26 protein-coding genes and 1 tRNA gene are annotated in these 24,055 nt (G+C 72.4%); 7 read left to right on the plus strand and 20 right to left on the minus strand.

What is annotated here, in order from left to right:
* Positions 1–12: 12 nt before the first annotated feature.
* Complete coding sequence (locus P5P86_RS13785; RefSeq protein WP_280608017.1) at positions 13–597, plus strand: TetR/AcrR family transcriptional regulator; 585 nt, start codon at positions 13–15, stop codon at positions 595–597.
* 9 nt (positions 598–606) lie between these two features.
* On the opposite strand, the gene P5P86_RS13790 is transcribed toward P5P86_RS13785, so the two are convergent.
* Both P5P86_RS13790 and P5P86_RS13795 read right to left on the minus strand, forming a co-directional pair.
* Positions 607–1,329 carry a hypothetical protein gene (locus tag P5P86_RS13790; protein WP_280608018.1) on the minus strand — a complete coding sequence of 241 codons (723 nt, stop codon included), beginning with the start codon at positions 1,327–1,329 and terminating at the stop codon, positions 607–609.
* Between the two features lie 73 nt (positions 1,330–1,402).
* Entirely contained in the window at positions 1,403–2,101 is a 699-nt protein-coding gene (locus P5P86_RS13795; RefSeq protein WP_280608019.1) for a GAF and ANTAR domain-containing protein, read from the minus strand.
* 116 nt (positions 2,102–2,217) lie between these two features.
* Here P5P86_RS13795 and P5P86_RS13800 point away from each other — a divergent pair, with 116 nt between their 5' ends.
* On the plus strand, positions 2,218–2,610 hold the full coding sequence (locus P5P86_RS13800) for a hypothetical protein (protein ID WP_280608020.1): 393 nt from the start codon (positions 2,218–2,220) through the stop codon (positions 2,608–2,610).
* Positions 2,611–2,662: 52 nt separating this feature from the next.
* Positions 2,663–2,738: transfer RNA gene (locus P5P86_RS13805), tRNA-Gly, on the plus strand.
* 37 nt (positions 2,739–2,775) lie between these two features.
* On the opposite strand, the gene P5P86_RS13810 is transcribed toward P5P86_RS13805, so the two are convergent.
* The 14 genes from P5P86_RS13810 to P5P86_RS13875 all read right to left on the minus strand — a co-directional run bounded on the left by P5P86_RS13810 (position 2,776) and on the right by P5P86_RS13875 (position 16,160).
* On the minus strand, positions 2,776–3,651 hold the full coding sequence (locus tag P5P86_RS13810; RefSeq protein WP_280608021.1) for a glycosyltransferase: 876 nt from the start codon (positions 3,649–3,651) through the stop codon (positions 2,776–2,778).
* 111 nt (positions 3,652–3,762) lie between these two features.
* On the minus strand, positions 3,763–4,548 hold the full coding sequence (locus P5P86_RS13815; RefSeq protein WP_280608022.1) for a glucosamine-6-phosphate deaminase: 786 nt from the start codon (positions 4,546–4,548) through the stop codon (positions 3,763–3,765).
* Positions 4,549–5,643 carry an N-acetylglucosamine-6-phosphate deacetylase gene (locus P5P86_RS13820; RefSeq protein ID WP_280608023.1) on the minus strand — a complete coding sequence of 365 codons (1,095 nt, stop codon included), beginning with the start codon at positions 5,641–5,643 and terminating at the stop codon, positions 4,549–4,551. It abuts the gene before it with no gap.
* A 143-nt stretch (positions 5,644–5,786) separates the two neighbouring features.
* Positions 5,787–6,704, minus strand: coding sequence for an ROK family protein (locus P5P86_RS13825; protein WP_280608024.1), 918 nt, complete (start codon positions 6,702–6,704; stop codon positions 5,787–5,789).
* Positions 6,701–8,158, minus strand: coding sequence for a glycoside hydrolase family 3 N-terminal domain-containing protein (locus P5P86_RS13830; RefSeq protein WP_280608025.1), 1,458 nt, complete (start codon positions 8,156–8,158; stop codon positions 6,701–6,703). Before P5P86_RS13830 ends, P5P86_RS13825 begins: the two co-directional genes overlap by 4 nt.
* On the minus strand, positions 8,155–9,015 hold the full coding sequence (locus P5P86_RS13835) for a carbohydrate ABC transporter permease (RefSeq protein ID WP_280608026.1): 861 nt from the start codon (positions 9,013–9,015) through the stop codon (positions 8,155–8,157). The genes P5P86_RS13830 and P5P86_RS13835 overlap by 4 nt, the downstream gene beginning before the upstream one ends.
* The gene (locus P5P86_RS13840; RefSeq protein WP_280608027.1) at positions 9,012–10,001 is read right to left on the minus strand and encodes a carbohydrate ABC transporter permease; all 990 of its coding nucleotides are present in this window, start codon (positions 9,999–10,001) and stop codon (positions 9,012–9,014) included. Before P5P86_RS13840 ends, P5P86_RS13835 begins: the two co-directional genes overlap by 4 nt.
* A 17-nt stretch (positions 10,002–10,018) precedes the next feature.
* On the minus strand, positions 10,019–11,362 hold the full coding sequence (locus P5P86_RS13845; protein ID WP_280608028.1) for an extracellular solute-binding protein: 1,344 nt from the start codon (positions 11,360–11,362) through the stop codon (positions 10,019–10,021).
* Positions 11,363–11,445: 83 nt separating this feature from the next.
* Positions 11,446–12,576, minus strand: a complete 1,131-nt coding sequence (locus P5P86_RS13850) for an ROK family protein (protein ID WP_280608029.1) — start codon at positions 12,574–12,576, stop codon at positions 11,446–11,448.
* A 106-nt stretch (positions 12,577–12,682) separates the two neighbouring features.
* The gene (locus P5P86_RS13855) at positions 12,683–14,059 is read right to left on the minus strand and encodes an amidase family protein (RefSeq protein WP_280608030.1); all 1,377 of its coding nucleotides are present in this window, start codon (positions 14,057–14,059) and stop codon (positions 12,683–12,685) included.
* A complete protein-coding gene (locus P5P86_RS13860) occupies positions 14,056–15,081 on the minus strand; it encodes a GGDEF domain-containing protein (RefSeq protein ID WP_280608031.1) in 1,026 nt (341 codons plus the stop codon). Before P5P86_RS13860 ends, P5P86_RS13855 begins: the two co-directional genes overlap by 4 nt.
* An 81-nt stretch (positions 15,082–15,162) precedes the next feature.
* A complete protein-coding gene (locus tag P5P86_RS13865) occupies positions 15,163–15,390 on the minus strand; it encodes a hypothetical protein (RefSeq protein ID WP_280608032.1) in 228 nt (75 codons plus the stop codon).
* A gap of 108 nt (positions 15,391–15,498) precedes the next feature.
* Positions 15,499–15,933, minus strand: coding sequence for a hypothetical protein (locus P5P86_RS13870; RefSeq protein ID WP_280608033.1), 435 nt, complete (start codon positions 15,931–15,933; stop codon positions 15,499–15,501).
* Positions 15,930–16,160: a hypothetical protein gene (locus P5P86_RS13875; protein WP_280608034.1), complete on the minus strand. Its 231-nt coding sequence runs from the start codon at positions 16,158–16,160 to the stop codon at positions 15,930–15,932. Before P5P86_RS13875 ends, P5P86_RS13870 begins: the two co-directional genes overlap by 4 nt.
* Positions 16,161–16,254: 94 nt before the next feature.
* Between P5P86_RS13875 and P5P86_RS13880 the strand changes: the two genes are divergently transcribed.
* The 3 genes from P5P86_RS13880 (at position 16,255) to P5P86_RS13890 (ending at position 18,324) form a co-directional block, all read left to right on the plus strand.
* Entirely contained in the window at positions 16,255–16,773 is a 519-nt protein-coding gene (locus tag P5P86_RS13880; RefSeq protein ID WP_280608035.1) for a hypothetical protein, read from the plus strand.
* Positions 16,773–17,252 carry a DUF421 domain-containing protein gene (locus tag P5P86_RS13885; protein ID WP_280608036.1) on the plus strand — a complete coding sequence of 160 codons (480 nt, stop codon included), beginning with the start codon at positions 16,773–16,775 and terminating at the stop codon, positions 17,250–17,252. Before P5P86_RS13880 ends, P5P86_RS13885 begins: the two co-directional genes overlap by 1 nt.
* Before the next feature lie 103 nt (positions 17,253–17,355).
* On the plus strand, positions 17,356–18,324 hold the full coding sequence (locus P5P86_RS13890) for a cytochrome c oxidase assembly protein (RefSeq protein ID WP_280608037.1): 969 nt from the start codon (positions 17,356–17,358) through the stop codon (positions 18,322–18,324).
* A gap of 7 nt (positions 18,325–18,331) precedes the next feature.
* Here the strand turns inward: P5P86_RS13890 and P5P86_RS13895 are convergent, their stop codons facing one another.
* A complete protein-coding gene (locus P5P86_RS13895) occupies positions 18,332–19,780 on the minus strand; it encodes an RNB domain-containing ribonuclease (RefSeq protein ID WP_280608038.1) in 1,449 nt (482 codons plus the stop codon).
* 19 nt (positions 19,781–19,799) lie between these two features.
* Between P5P86_RS13895 and yaaA the strand changes: the two genes are divergently transcribed.
* The gene (gene yaaA / locus P5P86_RS13900; RefSeq protein WP_280608039.1) at positions 19,800–20,576 is read left to right on the plus strand and encodes a peroxide stress protein YaaA; all 777 of its coding nucleotides are present in this window, start codon (positions 19,800–19,802) and stop codon (positions 20,574–20,576) included.
* Positions 20,577–20,627: 51 nt separating this feature from the next.
* Here the strand turns inward: yaaA and P5P86_RS13905 are convergent, their stop codons facing one another.
* Genes P5P86_RS13905 through P5P86_RS13915 form a run of 3 tightly spaced genes read right to left on the minus strand, consistent with a single transcriptional unit; the run spans position 20,628 to position 23,722 of the window.
* Complete coding sequence (locus P5P86_RS13905) at positions 20,628–21,827, minus strand: bifunctional RNase H/acid phosphatase (protein WP_280608040.1); 1,200 nt, start codon at positions 21,825–21,827, stop codon at positions 20,628–20,630.
* Positions 21,824–22,564 (minus strand): zinc ribbon domain-containing protein, encoded by a 741-nt coding sequence (locus tag P5P86_RS13910; RefSeq protein ID WP_280608041.1) that lies wholly within the window; start codon positions 22,562–22,564, stop codon positions 21,824–21,826. Before P5P86_RS13910 ends, P5P86_RS13905 begins: the two co-directional genes overlap by 4 nt.
* Positions 22,565–22,588: 24 nt before the next feature.
* Complete coding sequence (locus tag P5P86_RS13915; protein ID WP_280608042.1) at positions 22,589–23,722, minus strand: Nif3-like dinuclear metal center hexameric protein; 1,134 nt, start codon at positions 23,720–23,722, stop codon at positions 22,589–22,591.
* Positions 23,723–24,055: the final 333 nt, after the last annotated feature.

Here is a 24,055-nt window from a genome sequence, read left to right on the forward strand (position 1 = left end):
AAAGGCGGCCCGGTGCCACGCCACAACCGTCGGATGGAGCGTCCGCGCGAGCAGGTGCTCACCACCGCCCTGGAGATGGTCGCCGAGCAGGGTCTGGGCAAGCTGACGATCGCTGCCCTCGCCGCGCGCCTGGAGACCAGCGGCGGCCACCTGCTCTACTACTTCAAGACCCGCGACGGGCTGCTGCTGGAGACGCTGCGCTGGAGCGAGGCGGGGTACGCCGAGCAGCGGGCGCCCGTGCTGGAGAAGGCCGCGGCGACGGGCGACCGGCCCGATCCGTCTGCCGTCGCCGCCTTCGCTGACGTCTACCTGGCGATCGACGAGAAGGATCCGCGCTGGCAGCTGTGGCTCGAGCTGTGGGCGCGGGCGCCGTACCACCCCGAGCTCGCCGCCGCCCAGCGCGAGATCGACGCCGACTGGCACGCCGACCTCGTCCTCCTGCTGGGCCGCGCGCTGCCGGGCCTGGCCGATGCCGAAGGCACCTCCGAGCGGTTGCGCGCGATGTGGGACGGCTTGAGCGTCGGCATCGTCACCGGGGGTGGCACCCGGCTGCGCGGAGCCGCACTGGATCACACGATCGCGCTCATCGGCGGCTAGCGCGGATCGCTACCAGCGTGCTCCGGAACGCTCGCTGCGCGCCGCCGCCAGCACGGCGAGCCCCGCGAGCACCGCGATCCCGCCGGTGCCGTAGCGCACCACGTGGTCCCCGATGCTCTGCTCGCTGGCGAACACCGCCTGGAGCACGATGCCGACGCCGGTGAGGATGCTGACCAGCCCGGCCCCGGGGTGCACGCCCGGCGAGAGGCAGCGCATGCCCGCCAGCCCGAGGAAGATGGCGCCGGCGGTCTCGATGTAGCTGTTGTTCTGGCTGTTGACGCTGTCGCCCATCAGCATCCACTCCGAGACGATCAGCGAGACCGAGCACATCAGCATCACCCACCCGCTCGGCACGGCGAGCCACGGCGACACGAACGGACCCGGCACCTCGCTGTACAGCTCGACCGTCCGAGCCGCGTCGGCCGCGACCAGCGCCCTGGCCTCGGGCAGGTCCAGCCTCTCGCCGGGAGTGACGCCCTCCAGCTCGCCACCGGTGACGACGTGGTGCATCTCCCTGCCCGGGCTGGTGTGTGCGCCGGCGTCGTACATGATGCCGCCGCGCAGGCACAGCAGGGCGCCGGCGGCGAGGACGACGATGCCGGCGATCCACAGGGCCGTCAGGGAGGCGATCAGCCCGACGGCCAGGAGGCAGCCGCCGACGATCACGACGGCCACCCCCGCCCACAACGGCCGCGGCCGGATGCGGGGCTGGTCACGCGAGGAACTGCTCATGGTCGTCCCGTTGCCCGCGGAGGCGGCGAGCATGTGCGACAGGCCGCGGGACGTGGCCCTCCGGCGACGCGCATCAGTCGACCGCCTCGCGCAGGTCGCCGGTCTCGACGAGCTCGGCGGCGATGTCGCGCACCTTGACGTGGGTCTGCGAGCTCACCCGGACCAGGACCTGGAAGGCGCGTCCCGCGTCGAGCTGGTAGCGCTCCATCAAGATGCCGCACGCCTGGGCGATCACCGTCCTGCTGCCCAGCGCCTCGGTGAGCTCGTCCTCGCGCCGGGCGGCGGCGACCGCCACAGCGATGTGAGCGGCCAGGGAGATCGCTTCGTCGCGCTCCTCCTCGCCGAAGGCGTCGGGGGTGCGCGCGTAGAGGGTCAGGACGCCGAGGGGGTCGCCGCTGATGACGAGCCGGAGGCACAGCACGCTGCGTGCGCCGTACTCCTCGACGACCCGCGGCGCCCACGCCGGCCAGCGCGGGTCGGCGGCCAGGTCCGCCCCGTGCACGATGCCCTGCTCGCGGACCGCTTCGAGGCAGGGACCCTCGTCGAGCTCGTACTGGAGCGTGTCTGCGGCGAGCGCCAGCTCGTCGGTGTACGCCGGGGTGTGCAGGCGCCCGTCGCTCTCCCGCACCGAGATGCCGGCGGCGTCGCACCCGCCGACGTTCGTCGCCGCGATGCGGACTGCTGCCTGCAGGGTGGCGAGCGGATCCGCGCCGTCACGCAGGTCGCGCGCCGCCTGTGCCATCCGCTCGGTCATGGTGGGGTGACCGCACATGCATCCACGTTACCCAGGTTTACCTCCCGCGGCGCTTGAGCAGTGTGCGGCCGCGGCGTAACGTGGGTACGTCGCTCAGCAACGGCGACGCCCTCCTTCTCGGAAGTGGATGTCTCATGGCCGTTGCCGCACCCCCGTACAGAGATCTCACGCACGCCCAGCGCCTCGACGCGAGCCGTGGTCTGCTCGATGTCGCCAGCGCGACGCTCGACCCGGCCCTGCGCCGGGTGGTGCTCCGCGAGGTGGCCGCCCTCAACGCCGAGGACGCGCTCGCCGTGGTCAAGGTGCTCTACCGGCGGCAGCGGTCGACGCCGATCGACGAGCCGGGCCTGCTCGCCGTCGCGCTTGAGGTGTACGTCGACGCGGTGCTCGCCCTCGACCCGAGTCTCGACGGCGATGTGCTCCCCCGCGTGCTGCCAGCCCTGCGGGCCGCAGTCACCCGGTTCAACCGTGCCCTGGTCGCTCGTCACAACGCCCCCGGAGTTGGCGGGCGATCAGGCCTCCGCTAACGTTCTCGTCGTCGCTGCGGCACCGGGTCGGACCCGGCGCCGAGGGGACGATGCGGACGTAGCTCAGTTGGTAGAGCGCAACCTTGCCAAGGTTGAGGTCGCGAGTTCGAGCCTCGTCGTCCGCTCCACTCCTCTCCTCGACCCTCCTGGGTCGGTCGCCCTCGCTCAGTCCCGCAGCAGCCGTTCGGTCAGCGGCCGGACGTGTTGCTCGCCGGCACCGTGGTCGCTGAGCTCGCCGAGCAGGTCCCAGGCCCGGTCCAGGCGGGCGTGGCGTACGTCGTCCCAGGCCAGGAAGTCGGTCGCCCAGACCCACGCCGGCGTGCCGGGTCGGGCCAGGTCGCGGACGAGTCCGAGCGTGGCTCGGCCCTCCCCGGACAGGCCGGCCGCGAGCTCGGTCCGGCCGAGGTCGAGCAGCGCGGCGACCCGGCGCTCCCCGGACGTGCCGTCGTTCGCCAGCCCCGCCACCTCGGCGCGGGCCAGCGCCAGGTTCCGCGTCACCTTGCGCGCGAAGGCGGCCGGGTCGGCGTACCCGGTGTGCACCAGCGCCAGTGCGCGCTCGGGCAGCTGCGCGATGACGGCCGGGGAGCCGTCGCTGGCCACGACCTCCTCGTGCACGCGGCCGCGCCACCGCGCCACGCTGCGCCGGAACAGCCGCACCGCCCGGTGGGGCACCGCGCCACGCGGGTTGGGACCCTCGATGCGGAACGCGATGCCGAACCCGGCCGTCTCGCCCAGGTCGCCGCCCAGCAGGGTGCGCACCGCCGCAGGATCGCCCTCGGGGCGCTCGTCGGCGTCCACGCTGAGGATCCAGTCGTGCGTGCACGCCTCGGTGGCCGCGTTGCGGGCCGCCGCGAAGTCGTCGCGCCACGCCACCTCCACCACGCGGGCGCCGGCCTCGGCCGCCAGCTTCGGGGTGTCGTCGGTCGAGCCGGTGTCCGCGACGAGGACCTCCGCGACGTACGGGGTGATCGCCGTGACGCACCCGGCGATCTCGGCCGCCTCGTCGCGGACGATCAGGCAGGCGGAGATCGGCAGGGTCATGGGCCGACGCTAGTGGGCGAACGATGGCGGCGAAGGGGTAGTCCGGGGCGGAGATCAGGCCTACCCATCAGTAACCCCTGATTTCTACCCCGGACTACCCCTTCACACACGTCAGTGCCGCTGCCAGGACGGCTTGGCCGCGTACACCTCCGCGTAGTAGTCCAGTCGCTCGAGCCCCGAGGCTGCCGCGGCATCCACCAGCACCGTCGCGTGCGGGTGCAGCTGCAGTACCGACGCCGGGCAGCTGGCGGAGACCGGGCCCTCGACCGCGGCCGCTACCGCGTCGGCCTTGGCCGCCCCGGTGGCGATGAGGACGAGGTGGCGCGCGCGCAGGATGGTGCCGATCCCCTGGGTCAGCACGTGCAGCGGCACGGCCTCGAAGGAGCCGAAGAAGCGGGCGTTGTCGCTGCGGGTCTGGGCCGTCAGCGTCTTGATCCGCGTCGGCGAGCCCAGCGACGAGCCCTGCTCGTTGAACGCCAGGTGGCCGTTGGTCCCGATGCCGAGCACCTGCAGGTCGACGCCGCCGGCAGCGGCGATCTCCGCCTCGTAGCGCTCCCCCGCCGTCGGCAGCCCGGCCTGCGACGGGTCCGGTCCGTGCACGCGTGCCGGATCGATGCCGAGGGGGTCGGTCAGCTCACGTCGGATCGTCGCCAGGTAGCTCTGCTCATGGCCCGCGGGCAGGCCGACGTACTCGTCGAGGTTGAAGGTCCTCACCCCGTCCCACGCCGGGCCGCTCCCCTGCTCGTGGCGGCGGATCAGCGCTCGGTACGTCGGTAGCGGCGTCGAGCCGGTCGCCAGGCCGAGGACGGCGTCGGGCCGTCGCAGGACCAGCTCCTCCACGATGTCGGCAGCCACCCGGGCCACCTCCTCGGGCGAGGTCAGCGGTACGAGCTCCATTCACTGCTCCTTGCTGGGGACGGGGCTGGGGACGGGGCCATGCACGAGGTTGCCGGCCACCACCGTGGCCACCACGTCGAGCTCGTCGTCGACGAGCGTGACGTCGCCGCGGGCGCCGAGCGCCAGGTGGCCGCGCTCGGGGGATCCGAACAGGGCCGCCGGTACGGCGGTGCACGTGGCCACCGCCGCGCTCAGCGAGGCGCCGGTCGCGGCCCGGATCACCCGCAGGCACTGCGGCAGGCTCGCCGCCGAGCCGGCCAACGTCCCGTCGGCGAGCCGCACCGTGCCGTCCGCCACGACCACGTCCTGGGCGCCCAGCACAGCCGCCCCGTCGGGGATGCCGAGGGCGGCGGTCGTGTCGGTCACCGTGAGGAAGCGGCCGGTCGGCTGCAGGGCACGCCACGCCGTACGGACCATGTAGGGGTCCAGGTGGTGCCCGTCGGCGATGACGCCGGCGGTGAGCGCGTCCCCGCCCAGCGCGTGTCCGACCGGACCGGGGTTGCGGGCGAGCAGCGGCGGCATCGCGTTGCCGAGGTGCGTCACCGCGCGCGCGCCGGCGAGCACGGCGGCGGTGACCTGCGCGGTGGTCGCCTCGGTGTGGCCGATGCTGACCACCACGCCGCGGGCGACCAGCTCCTCGATCACCCGCAGCGCACCCGGCAGCTCCGGGGCGATCGTCACCATCGCCACCCCCGTCTCGCGCGACCAGCCCTCGACCAGAGCGAGGGACGGGGCGACGAGCCGTCGAGCGGGGTGGGCGCCCTTGCGGGCCTCGGCGATCATCGGACCCTCGAAGTGCAGTCCGAGGGGTACGGCGCCACGCCAGCCCGGTGGCGGCCCGGCCGCCAGGACGGCCAGTGCCTCCTCGCGCGCCTGCGGCGCCGAGGTGATGATCGTCGGCACGAAGGCGGTCACGCCGTACGGCGTGAGGCCGCTGGCCACCTCCCACAGCCGCGCCGGCTCGGCGGTCAGGTCGTGCCCGAGGGCGCCGTTGACCTGGGCGTCGATCAGTCCCGGCAGCACCGTCAGACCGGTCGCGTCGAGGATCGTCGTGGGCTCGTCGACCTGCGAGGCACCTGCAACCCGTCCCGCCACGATCGTCAGCTCGATCGGGACACCGGCCGCGTCGTGGCCGCCGGAGATGCGGAGCGAGCCTTGTCGGGGTAGTCCGGGGCGTAGATCAGGGCTATCAGCGAGTGACCCCTGCTTTGCGCCCCGGACTACCCCACCAGAGCCCCTCACCACTTCCGCCCCAGCAGCGCAGCACCCAGCGCCGCGATCGGAATGCCCGCCGGCACCACCTGCAGGCGGCCGGGCAGGTCGAGTGAGGCCAGGAACGGTGAGCCCTCCGCCTGCCGGGCGAGTGCGGCGGCGACAGCCACCCGGAGCGGCTCGCCGAGCGCAGCGACCCCACCACCGATCACGATCGCGCGGGGGTCGACCGCCAACGCGATCACCCGGACCGCGTCGGCCACCCCGGCGGTGAACCTGTCCCGGATCGCCACCGCCCGGGTGTCACCCGCCGCAGCGGCTGCGAAGAGCGCCTGAGCCGGCGGGCGGTCGGGCGAGGGCCACGCCGCGGCCAGTGCCGACCCGGAGGCGACCAGCTCGAGGCACCCGCGCTGGCCACAGGAGCAGGGCGGTCCGTTCGGGTCCACCGGAAGATGCCCGATCTCGCCCGCGGCGCCATGCGTTCCGCGACGAAGCACCCCGCCGAGCACCATCCCGGCCGCCAGCCCGGTGCCCAACGAGATGTAGGCGACGTCGTCGGCAGCGGCGATCAGGTGAGCGCCCAGGGTGGCGGCGTTGACGTCGTTCTCCACCATCACCGAGGTGCCGAGCCGGTCGGCCAGCATCTCGCCCAGCGGCACCCAGTCACCGTTCAGGCCGAGGTTGACGGCGTACTTCACCGTGCCCCGGTCGGGATCCACCAGCCCCGGTACGCCGACACCCACCGGCCCGGCCGGACCGGCCGCCCCGAGTGCCTCGAACACCGTCGCAGCGGTGCGAAGGACCCCGTCGGAACCGAGCTGGGTGGGCTCACGGTGCTCGGCCAGGATCGCGCCGTCGGCGTCGACCGCGACGCCGTGCACCTTGGTCGCGCCGATGTCCAGACCGACCGAGATCGGCTCCACCGAGCCGCAGGGGACGCTCATCGGTCCCACCCTGCACCGCGCAGCACCGTCGCGACCGCCTCGGCACCGGGCAGGGAGAACCCCCGCGGACAGAGCCGCGCCAGCGCACCGTCGTACGGGCCCGGCCAGCCCCACTCCACCACCACCGCCGGCGCCTGGACGCGGCCCAGGAACGCCCGCACCTCGGGTCGACGGTGGGCATCGCGCACCTGCACCACCAGCGGTCCGTCCGGCACCGGGTCCGTCGGCAGCACCGTGACGTCGGGCGCCAGTCCCCACGGGACCTCGCCGACGGCGATGTTCGCCGGCGTGCTCACGCTGACCACCCGCGCACCGGCCAGGTCGGGCAGGTGACCCTCGACGATCAGCGCGGCGTGCGCGCCGGCGGCCTGGGCGGCCCGGTCGAGCACCGGCCCCTCGATCGTGCCACCGCCCACCGCGGCGCCGAGCGATGCGTCGAGGGCCCGGGGAAGGTCGGCGATGCGCCGTACGGCCTGCTCGAGGCGTTCCCGGGTCAGCCGGCCGTCGGTCACGGCCGCCACCACGGCGTCGCGGATCTGGCCGATCAGCGCTGCCGGCTTGTCCGGGCCGAGGCACAGCAGGTCGGCACCGGCCGCCAGGGACAGGACGGCGGCTGCGGGGATGCCGCGGGAGGCGGACGCACCGGCCATGTCGAGCGCGTCCGAGACGATGACGCCGTCGAAGCCGAGCCGTTCGCGCAGCAACGCCAGCACCGGGGCCGAGAGCGTTCCCGGGAGCTCGGCGTCGAGCGCCGGTACGACGATGTGCGAGGTCATCACCGCGGCGGCACCCGCCTTGACGGCCGCCTCGAACGGCACCAGCTCGCGGGCGCCGATCACCTCCAGGGCAGCGTCCAGCACCGGCAGCGCGAGGTGGCTGTCCTCGCCGGTGTCGCCGTGGCCGGGGAAGTGCTTGACGCAGGCGCCGATCCCGCGGCCCTGCAGACCCTCCACCCAGGCCGCGACGTGCTCGGCGGCACGGTGCGGCTCGGCGGCGAAGGACCGGGTGCCGATCACCGGGTTGTCGGGGTTGGAGTTCACGTCGGCGATCGGCGCGAGATCGAGGTCGATGCCGGCCGCAGCCAGGTCCGCCGCCACCGCTGCGCCGGTGGCGCGGGTCAGGTCCACCGAACCGGCGGCACCCAGGGCCGCGGCACCGAGGACGGGCGAGCCGGTCAGCGCATGCAACCGGGTGACGTCGCCGCCCTCCTCGTCGGTGCTGATCACGGCCTGCGGTCCGGCGGCCCGGACGGCGTCGGTCAGCGCGCGCACCTCGGCGAGGGAGGCGGCGCCGATGTTGGACCCGAACAGGCAGATCCCACCCAGCCCCTCGGCGAGCAGCGCGGCATAGTCGTCGGGCAGCGCCGGCCCCGCGAAGGAGGCCATCAGGACGCCGAGCGCGAGCCGGTCCAGCGACACCGGCTGCTCCGGCGCCGCACGGGGTGCAGTGCTCATCCCTTCACCGCCCCCGAGGACAGCCCCGCCACCAGGTTGCGCTGGATGGCCAGGAAGAAGATCACGACCGGCAGTGAGAACAGCACCGATGCCGCCATCTGCCCGCCGTAGTTGGTGCCCGTGGTCGGCGTCGAGAAGGACGCCAGCCAGACCGGGAGGGTGTACATCGATTGGTCCTTCATGAACGTGTAGGCGATGAGGTAGTCGTTCCAGGCGTAGACGAAGGCGAAGATGCTCGTCGCGATGACGCCCGGGGCGACCAGGGGGAAGAGCACCCGGAACAGGATGCTGCCGGTGGAGGCGCCGTCGACCATGGCCGCCTCCTCCAGCTCGTAGGGCAGCGCGAGGAAGAACCCGCGCATCACCCAGATGGAGAAGGGCAGCACCGCCGCCACGTAGGCCAGCACCAGGCCCAGGTAGTGGTCGAGCAGGCCCATCTTGTTGAAGACCAGGAACATCGGGATCAGCAGCGCCGCACTCGGCAGCATCTGCACCGCGAGGATCACGACCAGGATGAGCCGGCGGCCGCGGAACCGGAAGCGCGACAACGCGGCCGCGGCGAAGATCCCCAGCGCGATCGCCACGACCAGCGTGCACGAGACCACGATCAAGCTGTTGCGCAGGTCGCCGAGGAAGTGCGACTGCGTGATCGCCGCCTTGAAGTTGGTCAGGGTGAAGTGTCGCGGGAGGAACTGGGGCGTGGCGGTGGTGACGTCGTACGGCGGCTTGAACGCGGTGTTGACCATCCAGTACACGGGGAAGATCCACACCAGGCAGAAGACCACGGCCAGGATGTTGGCGACGACGCGGCCCCGGGTGGCGCGCCGGGGCGCGCGCTGGGTGCGGGTGTCGCTCACAGCTCCTCCCCCGTCCTGACCAGGCTGCGCACGTAGAACGCGGTGAGCACGAGCAGCAGCAGGGTCGTCAGTACGGCGATGGCCGAGCCGACGCCGAAGTGGAAGCTCACGAAGGCGTTGCGGTAGGCGTAGACCCCCAGGGTCGAGGTGGCGCCGTTGGGGCCGCCCTTGGAGATGAGCCAGATCTGGTTGAACACGTTGAAGTCCCAGATGATCGACAAGATGGTGACCAGCAACAGCGTCGGGCGCAGGAAGTGCACGGTGATGGTCCAGTACACCCGCCACTCGCCGGCACCGTCCATCCGGGCGGCCTCGTAGTAGGCCGGGTCGACCTGGCTCTGGGCAGCGTGCAGCGTGAGCGCGACGAACGGCACCGCCTGCCACACGATCAGCATCCAGATGCAGACGAAGGCGAGCCCGGGCCGGTCAGCCCAGTTGGTGTCGGTGACGTCGCCGAAGAGATGGGTCTGGGTGAGCAGCCAGTTGCCCACGCCGTAGCCGGGCTGGAACAGCCAACCCCAGACCATCGAGGAGGCGACGTTGGGCATCGCCCAGGCGAAGATGAGGACGATGGTGACGGCCCATCGCAGGACGCGGCCGACCTTGCCGAGCAGCTGCGCCACCCCCATGCCGAGCAGGACGCTGCCGCCGACCATCGCTGCGGTGAAGCCGACGGTTCGGGCGAAGGATCGCCAGAAGTCCGCGTCGCTGAGGATGTCGCGGTACTGCTGCAGACCGACGACGTCGTACTCGCCGGTGAACAGCATCCGCTGGCCGGCGTCGGTGAACGACATCCAGACCAGGTAGCCGATGGGGACGATGGTGAGGGCGATGATGACCAGTCCGGCCGGCGAGAGCAGGAGCAGAGGAGCCAGACCCGAGCGCTGGACGCCCCGGCTGCCCCGCCGCCGCCGTGGCCGCCGCGGTGGTGCCGCGGCGGCCACGGGCTCGCCGACCGCGACGGGTGTCGCGGTGGGTGAGCTCATAGCGAGATTCGATCCGTTCAGCCGTTGTTGTTGAGCACCTGGTCGAGGTGGTCGTCGAAGCCCTTGGCCGCATCGGCCGGGCTCTTGCTACCCGACGCGATGTCGGCGAAGAACTGCTCGACCGCCCCGTCACCCTCGATGGTGGCCCAGTTCGCGGCCGCCGGGGTGGACTGGGAGTTCGTGGCGGCGTCGAAGTAGGCCTGGTGCAGGGCGTCGGCGGTGCCCTTGACCGTGGCGATCTCCTCGGTGGTGACCGGGATCCAGCCCTGCTTGGCGATCGGCCCGGTCTGCATCGCCTCGCTGGCAGCGATCTTGACCCAGACCTCGGCCAGCTCCTGGTTCTTGCTCTTGGCCGCGACGCCCCAGTCGGAGCCCGCGAGCATCACCGGCTGCGCCTTGCCCGACTTGCCCGGGAAGGGGAACGTGCCGAGGTCGGCGTCGGTGAGCTTGGGGTTGTCCTGCTCGATCACGCCGATCTCCCAGGCGTTGCCCACCACGGCGGAGGTCTTGCCGGGGGCGAAGATGTCCTTGTCCTGGTCGGGCTGGCCGGTGCCGGTGGTGTTGATGGTGGCCGAGGCCTTGGTGGAGTAGGCGTTCTGGAAGGTCTTGAAGTCGTTCAGGCCCTGCTGCGCCTCGCTGCTCGCCAGGCCGCCCTTCCAGCTGTCGCCGTCCTGGGTGGCGACGTCACCGCCGGCGTCCCAGACCCACTGCAGGCCGTCATACCAGTACTTGCCGGGCAGGTAGAACGGGGCGAAGTCCTTCTGCCCGCCGAACTTCGCCTTGACCTTGTCGAGGTCGGAGGTCAGCTCGTCGTACGTCGTCGGCGCCGACGTGATCCCGGCCTGGTCCCACATCGACTTGTTGTAGATGACGGTGCGGGTCGCGGCGAAGGCGGGTACGCCGTACAGCTTGCCGTCGACGGTCGCGGGGCCGGCCAGGCCGTCGAGCCAGGTGCCGCCCTGCTGGAGCTGGCTCTTCGCGCTGGTCAGGTCGGCCAGGCCGCCGCTGTTGGCGAACAGCGGGACGTCGGTGTTGCCGAGCTCGACCACGTCCGGCGTGCCATCGGTCGCCAGCGCGGTCGTCACCTTGGTCGCGATGTCGGCCCACTGCTGGGTCTGCACCTTGACCTGTGCGCCGGTCTCCTTGGTGAACTCGTCGTTGATCGCCTTCATGGTGTCGGCGTTCAGGTCACCCTGCATGTTCCACACGGTGATCGTCTTCCCAGCGCCCTTCACGGCCGACAGATCGCCCGACTTGCCGCTGTCGGCGGCGTCGGAGGAGCTGCCACTGCCACAGGCGGTGAGGGCAACTGCGGTCGCGATGCCGAGGGCACCGGCCACGAGGGAGCGTGTCTTACGCAACGTGTCTCCTTGGATGTAGTCGCGGGGTGCCCGCGTGGACCCGGGGGCGTTCGCCCCGGGCGACTCGTGGTGGCGGCGTCCCATCAGGACACCCCCAGCTCGCCGGCGAGGACGAGGACGGCGGCGCCCAGCAGGACGACGTCGTCCCCGAGGGTGCTGGTACGCACGACCAGCTGCTCGCCGGAGACCGGCATGGTGTACTCGCGGATCACGCGGTCGGTCGCGGCCAGCAGCGCGCCGTCGAGCAGCTCGGCAGGTCCCGACAGGACCAGCTCGTGCAGGTTGAGCGCGCCCACCACCGGGGAGAGCACCCGACCGAGCTGCTCGCCCACCGCTGTCCGGACCGCGTCCGGATCGGCGGCCTGCGCCAGCCGGGGCCGCAGGTGCGGTACGGCGACGATCGTCTCCAGGCAGCCGACCCGACCGCAGGCGCACGGCTGACCCTCGGGGTCGACCACGACGTGGCCGATCTCGCCGGCCGCGTTGCGGTGCCCGTGCAGCAGGGCTCCCTCGAGCACCAGGCCGGCGCCGACGCCGGTGCCGACCCGCAGCAGCATCAGACCGCCCTCGCCGGCCTGGCCGTAGGTGTGCTCACCCAGGACGGCGGTGTTGGCGTCGTTGGCGACGTAGACCGGCAGGCCGAAGGCCTCGTGCAGGCCGGCCGCGAGCGGCACCTGGTGCCATCCCAGGTTGGGGGCGTCGACGACGGTGCCGGCCGGGTCGACGATGCCGGGGCTGCCGACGCCCACGCCGAGCACCCGGTGGTCCGCCCGGTCGAGCAGGCGGCGGGTGAGGGTATGGACGAGTGCGAGCGCCGCATCGCCCTTGGCGCCGCCCAGCGGCTGCTCGTCGCGGCTGCACACCTCGCCGGCGAGGGTGAGGACGGCGCCGGTGACCTGGTCGTCGACGCTGAGGTCGAGCACCACGATCTGGAGCGCGTCGCCCCGCAGCCCGACCAGGATCGGCGGCTTGCCGACCCGGCTCTCCACGGGCGCGCCGAGCTCGGCGACGAGGTCGTCCTCGATCAGCTCGGCGACCAGGTCCGAGACCGTCACGCGGGTCAGTCCCGAGCTCCGCGCCAGGTCGGCCCGGCTGCGCGGCCCCTCGGCAAAGAGCTCCTGGAGGATCAGCGCGCGGTGGTGCCGCCGGGCGTCCTCCTGGAGGAGCTTGCCGCTGGGGCGAAGTGCGCGACGGCGGGCGGTGTTGGTGCTCACGTTTGTTAGTTCATCGTACTTACTAATGAGGTGTCAAGGGTCACGGCGGCTCCGTCGGGAACGGAAGATGAGGGCGCGGGGCGCGAAGCCCACCGACCCGCGCGACCTACTTCCCCAACGACCCGGCGATACCCAACAGCGGCCCTTCGTCATCGACGAGCCCGGAGAGCTGTACGCCGATCGGCAACCCGCCGGCGGACTCCCCCGCGGGCACGGAGATCGCCGGCAACCCGGTGGTGTTGGCGAGCGTGGTGAAGGCGATCATCGGCAGCGACCGCAGCAGTGCCCGCACGCTGCCCGCGCCGTCCAGCTGTCCGAGGGTCGGCGGCAGGCAGGCCATGATCGGGCTGAGGACCGCGTCGTACCCCTCGAAGCGGTCCTGGAAGGAGCGCCGGGCGGCCTCGCCGAGCTCGACCGCCTTGCGCAGCACCGGACCCCGGGCCCACACCCCGAGCCGGGCGGTGTGCCGGGTGCGCAGCTCCAGCCGCTCGGGGTGCTCGACCAGGCCGGCGCATTCCCGGATCGCGGCGAAGAACTGCGGGACGAAGGCAGCCTGCACGTCGGGCCATCGGCCCTCGACCGGCACCACCTCGTGACCCGCCGCGGCGAGCTGAGCAGCCGTCCGCTCGACCGCCGCCATCACCTCTGGATCCACCCGGACGGGCCCGAGCGCCGGCCTGGTCGACCACGCGATCCGGCGCGGGCGGTGATCAGCGGCGGCCGCCACGTAGGAGCGCTGCGGCGGCGGCGCCGACCACCGGTCGACAGGCGTGACGCCGTTGATGACGTCGTAGACCAGCGCCGCATCGGCGACCGTCCCGGTGAGCGGGCCGGCCGTGCCGAGCGTGCCCCACAGCGCAGCGTGCGGCGCCTGGCTGACCCGGCCGCGGGCGGGCTTGAGCCCGACCAGCCCGCAGCACGAGGACGGGATCCGGATCGACCCGCCGCCGTCGCCGCCGATCGCGACAGGTACGCAGCCGGAGGCGACAGCAGCCGCCGAGCCGCCGCTGCTGCCGCCGGTGCTGCGCTCGGGAAGCCACGGGTTCCGGGTGGCGCCGTACGCGACCGATTCGGTGAAGGGGAACTGGCCGAACTCCGGCATCGTCGTGACCCCGACGATGACCGCGCCGGCCGCGCGCAGCCGCCGGACCACCTCGGAGTCCGCTGCCGCCGGTGTGCTGTTGCTGCGACCGCCGAAGGTGGTGACCACTCCGGCGACATCGGCCTCGGCCTTGACGGCGATCGGTACGCCGGCGAGGGGGCCGCGATCCTCCGGCGGCAACGCGTCGATGGCGTCGGCGGCCGTGCGGGCCTGCTCGGCGAGCACCACCGTGAAGGCGTTCAGGTGCGGCTCGACCGCCGCGATCCGGTCGAGCGCTGTCTCGACAGCCGCCCGCGCGCTCCCGCGGCCGGCGCGCACCTCGGCGGCGATCTCCGTCGCCGTGCGGCTGCGCGCGACGAGGCCTGCCGAGGCCGGGCTCATCGCGAGCCGTCCCGACCAGGACGGTGACTGGTGAGCTTGGCGGCGTACATCGCGGAGTCGGCCCGCTCCAGCAGTCCCTCGGGCGTGTCGTCGGGCTCGGCGACCGCCAGCCCGATCGCGGCGCCGACGGTGACCTCGATCCCGTCGCCGAGCACGATCGGCGGCGCGAGCCGTTCGCTGATCCGTCCCGCTATCGCACCGAGGCGGTCCTCGATGCGTTGGGCCGTGGGCTCCTGCACCAGCACGGCGAACTCGTCGCCGCCCAGCCGGGCGACCAGCTCGGTCTCGCGGACGCTGCCCAGCAGCCGGCCCGCGACGGCGCGCAGCACCGCGTCCCCTGCCCGGTGTCCGTAGGTGTCGTTGACCGGCTTGAAGCCGTTGAGATCCAGATAGACGACGCCCGGCCTGCCGACACCCTGCCCATAGAGACCCAGCGCGCGGCGCAGGGCCTCCCCGAACACCGCCCGGTTGCGCAGCGAGGTCAGCGGGTCGGTGGCGGCCGCCTCGGCGACGGTGCCCACCGTCTGCCGGAGTTCCAGGATGCGGGCCGCCGTGGAGGCCAGGTCGGCCAGCCTGTCGATCTGGACGCGGGAGAGCTCGCCGGGCTCCTCGCCGAAGGCGCACAGCGAGCCGACGACGTACCCCGACGCGATCACCACCGGCGCCGACGCGTAGAGCCGGACCGAGGCCAGCCGCCCGGTCACGAACGGATTGTTCGCGAAGACCGCGTCCTGCGAGGCGTCCGAGGTATAGGTGACGCCGGGCTGCAGGATGCTCCAGGCGCACATCGAGTCGTCGCGCGGGACCTCGCCCCGCTTGAAGCCGTAGGCGGCGGCCTGCCACTGCCGGTCCGCGTCGATCAGGTTCACGGCTGCCGAGGGCACCCCACAGACGAACGTGGCGACGCGGACCACCGCGTCGAGGTCCTCGTCCTCAGCCGTGTCGAGCACCCCGAGGGCTCGCAGGGCTGCGACGCGCTCGGCGTCGTCGGCGGGGCGCGGCCAGCGCATCAGGTCGTCCACGCCGCCATCCTGCCCCAGGGCCGGTGGCCGGTCGGGACGCAGGTGGCGTGAAACGCCGTACGCCGGCCGCGCCGGGCTCGTTCAGTCCTTGCCGGCGGCGTGCTGGACGGTGTCCTGCAGACCGTGCGCGGCCTGGCCGACCTTCTCCTGCGCGACGTCGCGCGCCTGGTGCACCTTCTCCTGGGTGCGCGGGTCGCGCCACAACGACTGTGCCTTGCCCACCATCTGGTCGTAGCGTTCGCGGCCGGCGCGGGTGCCGATGACGTACCCGATGCCGATGCCGGCCAGCAGGGTCAGCTTTCCTGACATGTTCTGCTCCCTCGTCTCCTCGATGATGCTGTTCTCACGGTGTTCCCGAAGTCGCCGAGCGGCATGCGGCCGCGCTGCGACGCTGCGACGGTTGCGGTCCGGGGATTGCTAGAGCTCGTCCGGGGTCGCCTCGTGACCGGGGCGGCCGTGCGTGCGCCGGTCCTCCTTCATCTCCGCCTCGTAGAGGTGGCGCCGGCCCTCGGCGAGCTCCTCGCGGGCCTGCCGTTCCAGTTCCTTGAAGGTCGCGTAGTAGCCGTCGTCGTACGCCTCCACGATCTGGAACGTCCATCGGCCGGGGATCACGTTGCGACCGACGAGCTCGGTCTCGATCCGGTCGGCGAGTTCACCATGGCCGGCGTCGCGGAGAAGGTCGACGGCGTCACCGAGGGTGAGATCGGTGGTGCCGGAGAGCCGGTGGAACGCATAGAGATGCCCGCGCGCCACCTCCGCGGCCTCCAGGGCCTCGGAGAGCTTGCCGAGTGCCTCGACGGTGGCGTCGTCGACCCCCTCGGGACGGCGGTGCGCCGCGTCGGGTCCGCTCATGCCGAGAGGACCGACGCGGCCGAGACCGCGCCGTGCCGCGCCTCGATCGCGTCGGCCAGCTTGGTCAGGTCGTCGTCGGAGACGTCCACGCCTGCCTCGCCGAAGCCCTTGCGCAGTTCCTCGGCGACGGTGCCCTCGGTCGCGCCGTCCTGCCAGGACGTGACCCGGTCCACGACCGCCTGGATCGCCTCGAGCCGGTCGTCGTTGTTGGTGTTCGCGTCAGTCATGGGAGTGCGATACCCCTCGGAGCGGGAACGCACGCCCGCTGCCGGTGTCCCATCCACCGCATGAGCCCCATGCCCGTGGGGGTACCTGCGCGACGTGAACGTTCCGATCTCCACGCTCGACGGCGTGGCCGGCGAGACCAGGGCTCGTGCGGCCGCCTGGGGACGGCGGGGCTTCCTGATCGCCCTCCTGGTGGTGGTGATCGCCGCCCTGGCCGGTTACCTCGGCCTGCAGACCCGGACGGTGTCGGCGAACTCCGGCGGCTACCACCTCCAGCTCGAGTACCCCCACATCGCTCGCCCCGGCATGGACACCCCCTGGGAGCTGACGATCACCCGCCCAGGCGGCTTCGACGGCCCTGTCGACGTGCAGGTGACGGGCAGCTACTTCGACATCTTCGAGTCGCAGGGCGTCACGCCCGCGCCCACGAAGGAGACCGAGGACGAGCACTGGTGGACGATGACCTTCGACAAGCCGGCGGGTGACACCCTCGTGATCGACTTCGACATCTACGTGCAGCCCTTCAGCCAGGTGGGCAGCAGCGGTACGGCGAGGGTCCTCGACGGCGGCCATCCCGCTGCCAGCGTCGACTTCACCACGAGGCTGGTGCCCTGATGGAGATCGTGCTCCGCGCGCTGGTCGTCTACTGCTTCCTGTGGGCCGTCACCCGGGCGCTCGGGCGCTCCACCCTGGGAGAGCTCAGCACCTTCCAGCTGCTCGTCTACGTCACGATGGGTGACCTGGTGCAACAGGCCGTGACGTCCCAGGACTACTCCGTGACCGCCGGCGTACTCGGCATCGGCACCTTCGCCCTGCTCACCGTGGCGATCGGCTGGCTGCAGTGGCGCTTCCCCCGGATCCGACCGCTGACCACGGGACGCCCGGTGATGGTGTGGCAGGACGGCAGGCCACTGGAGAAGATGATGCGCGACGAGCGGCTCGCGATGGCCGACTTCCTCGTCGCCGCGCGCGAGCAGGGCGTGCGCAGGACCGCCGACATCGAGTACGCCGTGCTCGAGGCCGACGGCCGGATCTCCTTCTTCACCTACGAGGGCCACGACAGCGGCTCCCCGGAGACGGCGCCGCAGACCTGAGGGCCGGCCTCCCGCTTTCGGCCCTCGCCGTCAGCGGTCGTAGGCTGGTCGCGGCCGGAGACCCGGCCGCTGCAGGAGGTGTGCATTGCCCGGGATGCCCGGCATGGGTACGGATCTCTCACCGCTGAGCTGGTCGTCGTTCTTCGGCACCTGGCGGCTCCAGGCGGGCTGGCTCGAGGCGGCCGTGCTGCTGATCGGCGCCTACCTGCTCGCTCGTCGGGCGGCCGGCGCCGACTCGACCGTGCGGCCGTGGCGGGTGGGCTGCTGGGTCGCCGGTGTCGCCCTGATGTGGGTCGCTGTCGCCTCGGCGGTCGGGACCTACGCGATGTCGGTCTTCTGGATGCACATGGTGCTGCACCTCGTGCTCATCATGGTGGTCCCGGCGCTGCTGGTGCTCGGTCATCCGCTGACCGTGCTGCTGGAGGCCTTCCACGGGCCGGCCCGCGAGCGCGTGCAGCGGATCCTGCACTCGTGGCCCGTCACGGTGCTCAGCCATCCCGCGACCGGGGTGCTCGTCTACACCGCCACCATCATCGGCACCCACCTGACCGGCTTCATGGACACCATGGCGCAGCACTCCTGGCTGATGAGCGGCGAGCAGGTGCTCTACATCGTCGCCGGCTACCTGTTCCTGCTGCCCCTGCTGGGCGAGGAGCCGACCAGGCCCAACCCGCCGTACCTGGTCCGGATCGGGCTGCTCGTCGCCGCGATGATCCCCGACACCATCGTCGGCATCGTCCTGCTGCAGACCGACACGGTGCCGTTCCCGGAGATGATGCGGAGGCATCCGGCCTGGGCGCCGCAGCCGCTCTCCGACGTCCACGCAGCCGGTGGCCTCATGTGGGCGGCCGGCGACGGCCTGATGATGCTGGTGGCCGTCGGCCTGATGATCAGCGTCATCACCTCCGCCGACCGGCGCGGAAAGATGACCGGCTCCTGGCTGGAGGGTGCGCGCCGATCGGCACTCGCCGAGCACACCGGGGAGGACGTCGAGGCGATCTCCGACCCGGACGGCGAGGAGGCGCTGGCGGCGTACAACCGGATGCTGGCGCGACTGCGCGAGCAGGGCTGAGCTCCGACTACGACAGCTCGAAGGCCACCTTCCGGGTCGCGACGGTGGCCTCGGTGAGCCTGACCGTGACGTCGGTCCCCAGGGGCAGCGGCCCCGTGCCGGTCACGGCCGCCTCCACCGCCGGCTCCCGCAGCGTCACCGTGCCCCGCTCGCCGGTCCGCTCGTCGACGTCCACGATCACCCCCGCGAACGACTCCCCGACGTGTGGCGCGAGCACGCCGGCCTCGACCAGGTCCGTGATGCCGTGCTGGTACGCCGAGGCGCGGTGGGCGGAGGTGCGCATCTCCTCCGGCAGGTCCGGTAGGGCGTGATGCACCCAGTCGGGCACCGGCCGGTCCGCGCACAGCGACACGCAGATCTCGCCGGCGTACCGGTCCACCAGCCGCCGCAGCGGAGCCGTCACGTGCGCGTACTCGGAGGCGAGGGCGGCGTGCTCGGTCAGCACGGGCAGCTCGCCGTCGAAGGTGGCGTAGCCGCTACCCCGCAGGAGCCGGGTGCAGGCGACGGTCATCGCGGCGTGCTTCGGGTTCGCGGGGTCGAGCGTGCGGATGAAGTCGGGGTAGAGCATCTCCGCCGGCCACTCGATGTCGAGCGCCCGAGCGGTGCGGTGCAGCCGCTGCACGTCGTGCGGGTCCGGCGGCGGCAGGGTCCGCAGCACGCCGACGCGTGCGTAGACCATCAACGAGGCGGCTCCGAAGCCCGTCAACAGTGAGATCTGGGCGTTCCACCGCTCGACCGGCAGCTGGCTGCGGAACGCCAGCCGCCACCGGTCGCCGGTCACCTCGATCTCCTGGTCGGGCAGGGTGAGGTCGACCCCGCCGCGCTTGGCCTCGATGTGCTGGCGCAGCTGGCCGATCTCGCGCAGGAGCTGCAGCATCTCTGGTGCGGTGCCGTCGTCGAGCTGCCGCTGCACGCCGGCGTAGTCCAGCTTGGCCGTCGAGCGCACCCGGGCTCGCTCCACGTGCGCCGAGACGCCCTCGCCGTCGGCATCGAGCTCGATGGTCCACAGCAGCGCCGGCCTGATCCGACCCGGCAGCAGGCTCGCGGCGTCCTCGGAGAGGACCTTGGGGTGCAGCGGGACAGTGGCGTCGGCGCCGTAGAGCGACTCGCCGCGTCGATGCGCCTCCAGGTCGACCGGGCCCCCGGGACGGACGAAGGCAGCCACGTCCGCGATGGCGTAGTGCACGGTGTAGCCGTCGCCGTTGCGGGTCAGGTGCATCGCCTGGTCGAGGTCCATCGACGTCGGCGGGTCGATGGTGACGAACGGCAGGTCGGTGCGGTCCAGGTCGGGCAACAGTGGCTCGCGCGCCGCCTCGGCGGCGGCCGCCTCGACGTCGGGCGGGAAGTCGGGGCTCACATCCAGCTCCTGCTGGAGCTGCTCGATGCCGGCGCGGAGGGTCTGCGCGGCGACACCGTCGTCGGCCTGGGCGACCCGGATCACTCGATTGCTGGGCACATTGGAAAGATAGCCGCTCGTGCTCATCCTGTTGCCGCCGTCCGAGGGCAAGACAGCGCCGCGTCGCGGCGCTGCGCTCGATCTCTCCTCGCTCTCGTTGCCGTCGCTGACGGCCGCGAGATCCTCGGTCATCGAGGCGCTGACGACGCTGTGCGCGGGCGACCCGGCGGTCGCGATGGCGACCCTCGGCGTACCGAAGAGCCAGCCGGAGCTCGTCTCGCTCAACGCCGCGCTGCGGGAGGCGCCCACGGCGCGCGCCGATGCGATCTACACCGGGGTGCTGTACGACGCGCTCGACCCCTCGACGCTCTCCACCGCTGCGAAGCGCCGGGCAGCGTCACGGGTGATGGTGACCTCGTCGGTCTTCGGTCTCGTCGGGATGGGCGATCGGATCCCGGCGTACCGGCTCTCCGGTGACACCGCCCTGCCCGGCCTCGGCGGCGTGCAGGCGCACTGGCGTCGACACCTCGGGTCCGCCGCTGTGGAGGCGCTCGGCGGTGGCCTCCTGGTCGACCTGCGCAGCGGGACCTACGCCGCGTTCTGGCGACCCGACGAGGTGGCTCCACGGACCGCGACGGTGCGCGTGCTGCACGAGGTCGACGGCGTGCGCAAGGTGGTGAGCCACTTCAACAAGGCCACCAAGGGCCGGTTGGTGCGGGCGCTCCTGGAATCCGGCGCCACGCCGCGTACACCGGCAGCGCTCGCCGGCGCGCTGCGCGACCTGGGCTGGAGCGTCGAGGTCGGCGAACCCGGGAGGTCGGGAACGCAGCTCGACGTGGTGATCGCGGAGCTCTGAGGCACCCGAGGTCCAGCGCGCCGATGAGCACGGCGCAGGGCGCCAGGTCCCTCACCAGGTCGAGACGGTCGCGATCGGGTCCCGGGCAGGCGGCAGCGCGTTGAACAGGCGCATCGATCCGCGGGTCGACCCGCGGGTCGCTCCCTTCTCGCCGTCGTCGAAGAACGTGACCACGCTGATCGACGCCGGCGCCAGCTCCATTCGGTAGACGGCGCCGAGATCGGCTTCCAGCGCCCGCGCGACCAGCGTCTTGATCGGGGTCACGTGGCTGACGACCAGCACCATCTCGCCGTGGTAGCGCTCGAGCAGCCGGTCCAACCCGTCGAGGACCCGCTTCTCCACGGCCCGGAAGGACTCCCCGCCGGGCGGGGGCTCCTCCAGCGACCCGAGCCAGCGCTCCAGCTCGGCGGGGTAGCGCTCCCCCACCTCCGCGAAGGTCAGCCCGTCCCACTCGCCGAACTCCATCTCGGCGAAGGCATGCTCCTCGATCACCTGCGTGCCCAGCACGCCGGCGGCGATCTCGGCCGATTCGCGCGTCCGCCTGACCGGCGAGGTGACGATGGCCCCGATCCGGTCCTTCAACGGGGAGAGCCACTGCGCTGCCGCAAGGACCTGCGCACGGCCGTCCTCCGAGAGCGACGGGTTGGCCGACGCCAGACCACCGGAGAACCGCTTCTCCACGGTGTGCGGCGTGACGCCGTGGCGCAGCAGGACCAGGGTGGTGGAGGCACCCGCGTCCGACCAGCCTCGGGCCGGCGCCTCGGTGCGGACCGACTCCACCTCGGCGACCAGGCTGTCGTCCCCACCCGCCACGGTGACGCCGTTGCGCAACCCGTCCATGGCCTCGTTGGCGAGGCGGTCGGCGTGCTTGTTCTGCTCCCGCGGCACCCAGGTGTAGGTGGTCCCGGCGGGCGCCAGCGCCCTCGCCTCCTGCGCCAGCGGCTTCATCGCCGGGTGCTTGACCTGCCATCGGCCGCTCATCTGCTCCACGACCAGCTTGGAGTCCATCCGGACCTCGATCCGGGCACCGGGCGCGAACTCCGCGGCCAGCTTGAGACCGGCGATGAGACCGGAGTACTCGGCCACGTTGTTGGTCGCCGTTCCGATCGGGGTGCCGTCCTCGGCCAGCACCGCGCCGGTGACAGCATCCTTGAGGACGGCGCCGTACGCCGCGGGGCCGGGGTTGCCGCGCGAGCCGCCGTCCGCCTCGACGACGACACTCGCCGGGCCGCCCGAGGCGCTGCCGCTCACAGCCCCGACTCGGCCGTCCGGATCATGATCACGCCGCACTCCTCGTGCCGGATGACCTCGTTGCTCTGGGCGCTGCGGATCCTGGACAGCTCGGCCGGCTCGACGCTGAGCCGGCAGCCGCCGCACTGACGCGCGCGCAGCTCGGCGGCCCCTACGCCGTGCTGCTCGCGCAGCCGGTCATAGAGCGCGAGCAGGTCGCCCGGCAGCCCCTCGATCGCCGGCTCGCGCTCGGCGACGACCTCGGCGAGCCGACGCTCGACCTCGGCACCGCGCTCGGCCCGCGAGGCCGTGAGCTCCGCGATCCTCGCCTCGATCTCGGCGACCTGGGTGTCGAAGCCGGCCGCCTCGGTGGTCGCGGCCTCGAGCTGCTCCATCACCTCGAGCTCCTCGTCCTCCAGGACGCCGATCCGGCGGTCGATGTTGGCCAGCTCGGCCTGCAGGCGCTCCAGGTCCTTGGGGTTGGTGACCTGGCCGGCGTCGATGCGCTGCTGCTCCTTGGTGCGCCGCACCCGCACCGCCTCGACATCCTTCTCCGCCTTGGCCTGCGCCACCGTGAGGTCGTCACGCCGGGTCCGTACGTCGATGGCGACGTCGTCGATCCGCTTCCGCTCGACCTGGAGGTCGCGGATCTGCTGGGTCTCGGGAAGGTTCTTGAGCTGGTGGCGCAGCTGCAGGATCCGTGCGTCGATATCGGCGATGTCCAGCAGCTTCAACTGGGCGAACGGGTCGGCCTTCACCGGTGCTCCTCTTCAGATGTCAGATCAGATGCGCAGGGTCCACGGGTCGGTGACGATCTCCGAGACGCGCACCTCCACCCTATCCCCCAGCGCCGCTCGCAGCCGTCCGCCCACGAGCGGTAGCCAGGTCCACTCGGCCGCCCAGTGCGGTACGTCGACCAGCGCTGCACCGTCCTCCAGGAACTCGCTGCTGAGGTGGTGCCGCAGGTCGCTGGTCACGTACACGTCGGCACCCGACGAGCGCACGGACCCCAGCAGCGAGTCGCCCGCACCCCCGCAGAGCGCGACCGTCCGGATGGTCCGATCCCCCGCTCCGCCGGCCCGGACGCCGGCGGTGGTGCGCGGCAGGTTGCGGGCGACGTGGGCGGTGAAGTCGGCCAGGCTCATCGGGGCCGGCAGCGTGCCGATCCGGCCGAAGCCGGTCGGCGCGGGCGCGGCCGGAGCGAGCTCGACGACGTCGTACGCCGGGACCTCGTAGGGGTGTGCGCCGAGCAGCGCCTCGATCACCGCACGACGACGCACGCGCGGCAGGATCGCCTCGATCCGTACCTCCTCGACGACGCTCAGCTCGCCGATCGAGCCGGTGTGCGGATCGGCGCCGACCAGCGGCCGGAACCTGCCCTCGCCGGCGCTGGAGAAGCTCGCGTTGTCGTAGTCCCCCAGCCGACCCGCGCCGGCCCCGGCGAGCGCCTGCCGCAGTCGCTCGGCGTGCTCGGTCGGGACGTAGGTGGTCAGCTTGTCCAGTTGCTCGCCCGCACCGGGCGGCGCGGGTTCGAGCGGCCGGATGTCCTGCAGCCCCAGGGCCAGCGCCATCGCCTCGCTGACACCCGCCTCGGCCTGGTCGGCGTTGGTGTGCGCCGCGAGCAGCCCGCAGCCGGCGGTGCTCAACGTCCAGAGCGTGAGGCCTTTGGGGGTGGTGGGCGCGAAGCCGTGCACCGGCTTGAGGAACAGCGGGTGGTGCGTCACGAGCAGCTGGGCGCCCCACTCGGCCGCCTCCTCCGCGACGGGCAGCACCGGGTCGACGGCGAGCAGCACCTTCTCGCACGGCGCCTCCGGGTCGCCGTACACCAGCCCGACCGCGTCCCACCCCGCAGCGGTCTCCGGCGGGTACCACCCGTGCAGCAGGTCGACGACATCACCGAGGCGTGGGGCGGACATGGCCTCAGGCTAGTTGAGTCGGGCCTGCGTCCGGGTTGAGTCGGGCCTGCGTCCGGGTTGAGTCGGGCCTGCGTCCGGGTCGAGTCGGGCCTGCGTCCGGGTCGAGTCGGGCCTGCGTCCGCGTTCAGTCGGGCCTGCGACACCGGCCGTCGTTCGGGGTTGGTCTGAGGAAAAACGAAAGGCGTGGGCCAGTACCAGCGTGGCCCGGTGTCTTGGCCGGGTCGAGTGCCTTGAGCACAGTTGCGTCGGGCCACCATGGCTGTGATCCAGTACGACGAGCACGCACCCTGATGTGGCATCACAACAGGGGCTTGACCACACACATCCGACCAC

The organism is Nocardioides sp. BP30 (assembly GCF_029873215.1).
Classification (GTDB): Bacteria; Actinomycetota; Actinomycetes; order Propionibacteriales; family Nocardioidaceae; genus Nocardioides.

Bases quoted from the DNA above. Each gene is read 5' to 3' on its own strand.
- P5P86_RS13825 (WP_280608024.1), bottom strand. From the start codon at position 6,704: ATGAGCGTCCCCTGCGGCTCGGTGGAGCCGATCTCGGTCGGTCTGGAC.
- P5P86_RS13875 (WP_280608034.1), bottom strand. From the start codon at position 16,160: ATGACTGACGCGAACACCAACAACGACGACCGGCTCGAGGCGATCCAG.
- P5P86_RS13790 (WP_280608018.1), bottom strand. From the start codon at position 1,329: ATGAGCAGTTCCTCGCGTGACCAGCCCCGCATCCGGCCGCGGCCGTTG.
- P5P86_RS13890 (WP_280608037.1), top strand. From the start codon at position 17,356: ATGGGTACGGATCTCTCACCGCTGAGCTGGTCGTCGTTCTTCGGCACC.
- P5P86_RS13855 (WP_280608030.1), bottom strand. From the start codon at position 14,059: ATGAGCCCGGCCTCGGCAGGCCTCGTCGCGCGCAGCCGCACGGCGACG.
- P5P86_RS13915 (WP_280608042.1), bottom strand. From the start codon at position 23,722: ATGTCCGCCCCACGCCTCGGTGATGTCGTCGACCTGCTGCACGGGTGG.
- P5P86_RS13870 (WP_280608033.1), bottom strand. From the start codon at position 15,933: ATGAGCGGACCCGACGCGGCGCACCGCCGTCCCGAGGGGGTCGACGAC.
- P5P86_RS13830 (WP_280608025.1), bottom strand. From the start codon at position 8,158: ATGAGCACTGCACCCCGTGCGGCGCCGGAGCAGCCGGTGTCGCTGGAC.
- P5P86_RS13810 (WP_280608021.1), bottom strand. From the start codon at position 3,651: ATGACCCTGCCGATCTCCGCCTGCCTGATCGTCCGCGACGAGGCGGCC.
- P5P86_RS13865 (WP_280608032.1), bottom strand. From the start codon at position 15,390: ATGTCAGGAAAGCTGACCCTGCTGGCCGGCATCGGCATCGGGTACGTC.
- P5P86_RS13795 (WP_280608019.1), bottom strand. From the start codon at position 2,101: ATGTGCGGTCACCCCACCATGACCGAGCGGATGGCACAGGCGGCGCGC.
- P5P86_RS13815 (WP_280608022.1), bottom strand. From the start codon at position 4,548: ATGGAGCTCGTACCGCTGACCTCGCCCGAGGAGGTGGCCCGGGTGGCT.
- P5P86_RS13800 (WP_280608020.1), top strand. From the start codon at position 2,218: ATGGCCGTTGCCGCACCCCCGTACAGAGATCTCACGCACGCCCAGCGC.
- P5P86_RS13885 (WP_280608036.1), top strand. From the start codon at position 16,773: ATGGAGATCGTGCTCCGCGCGCTGGTCGTCTACTGCTTCCTGTGGGCC.
- P5P86_RS13840 (WP_280608027.1), bottom strand. From the start codon at position 10,001: ATGAGCTCACCCACCGCGACACCCGTCGCGGTCGGCGAGCCCGTGGCC.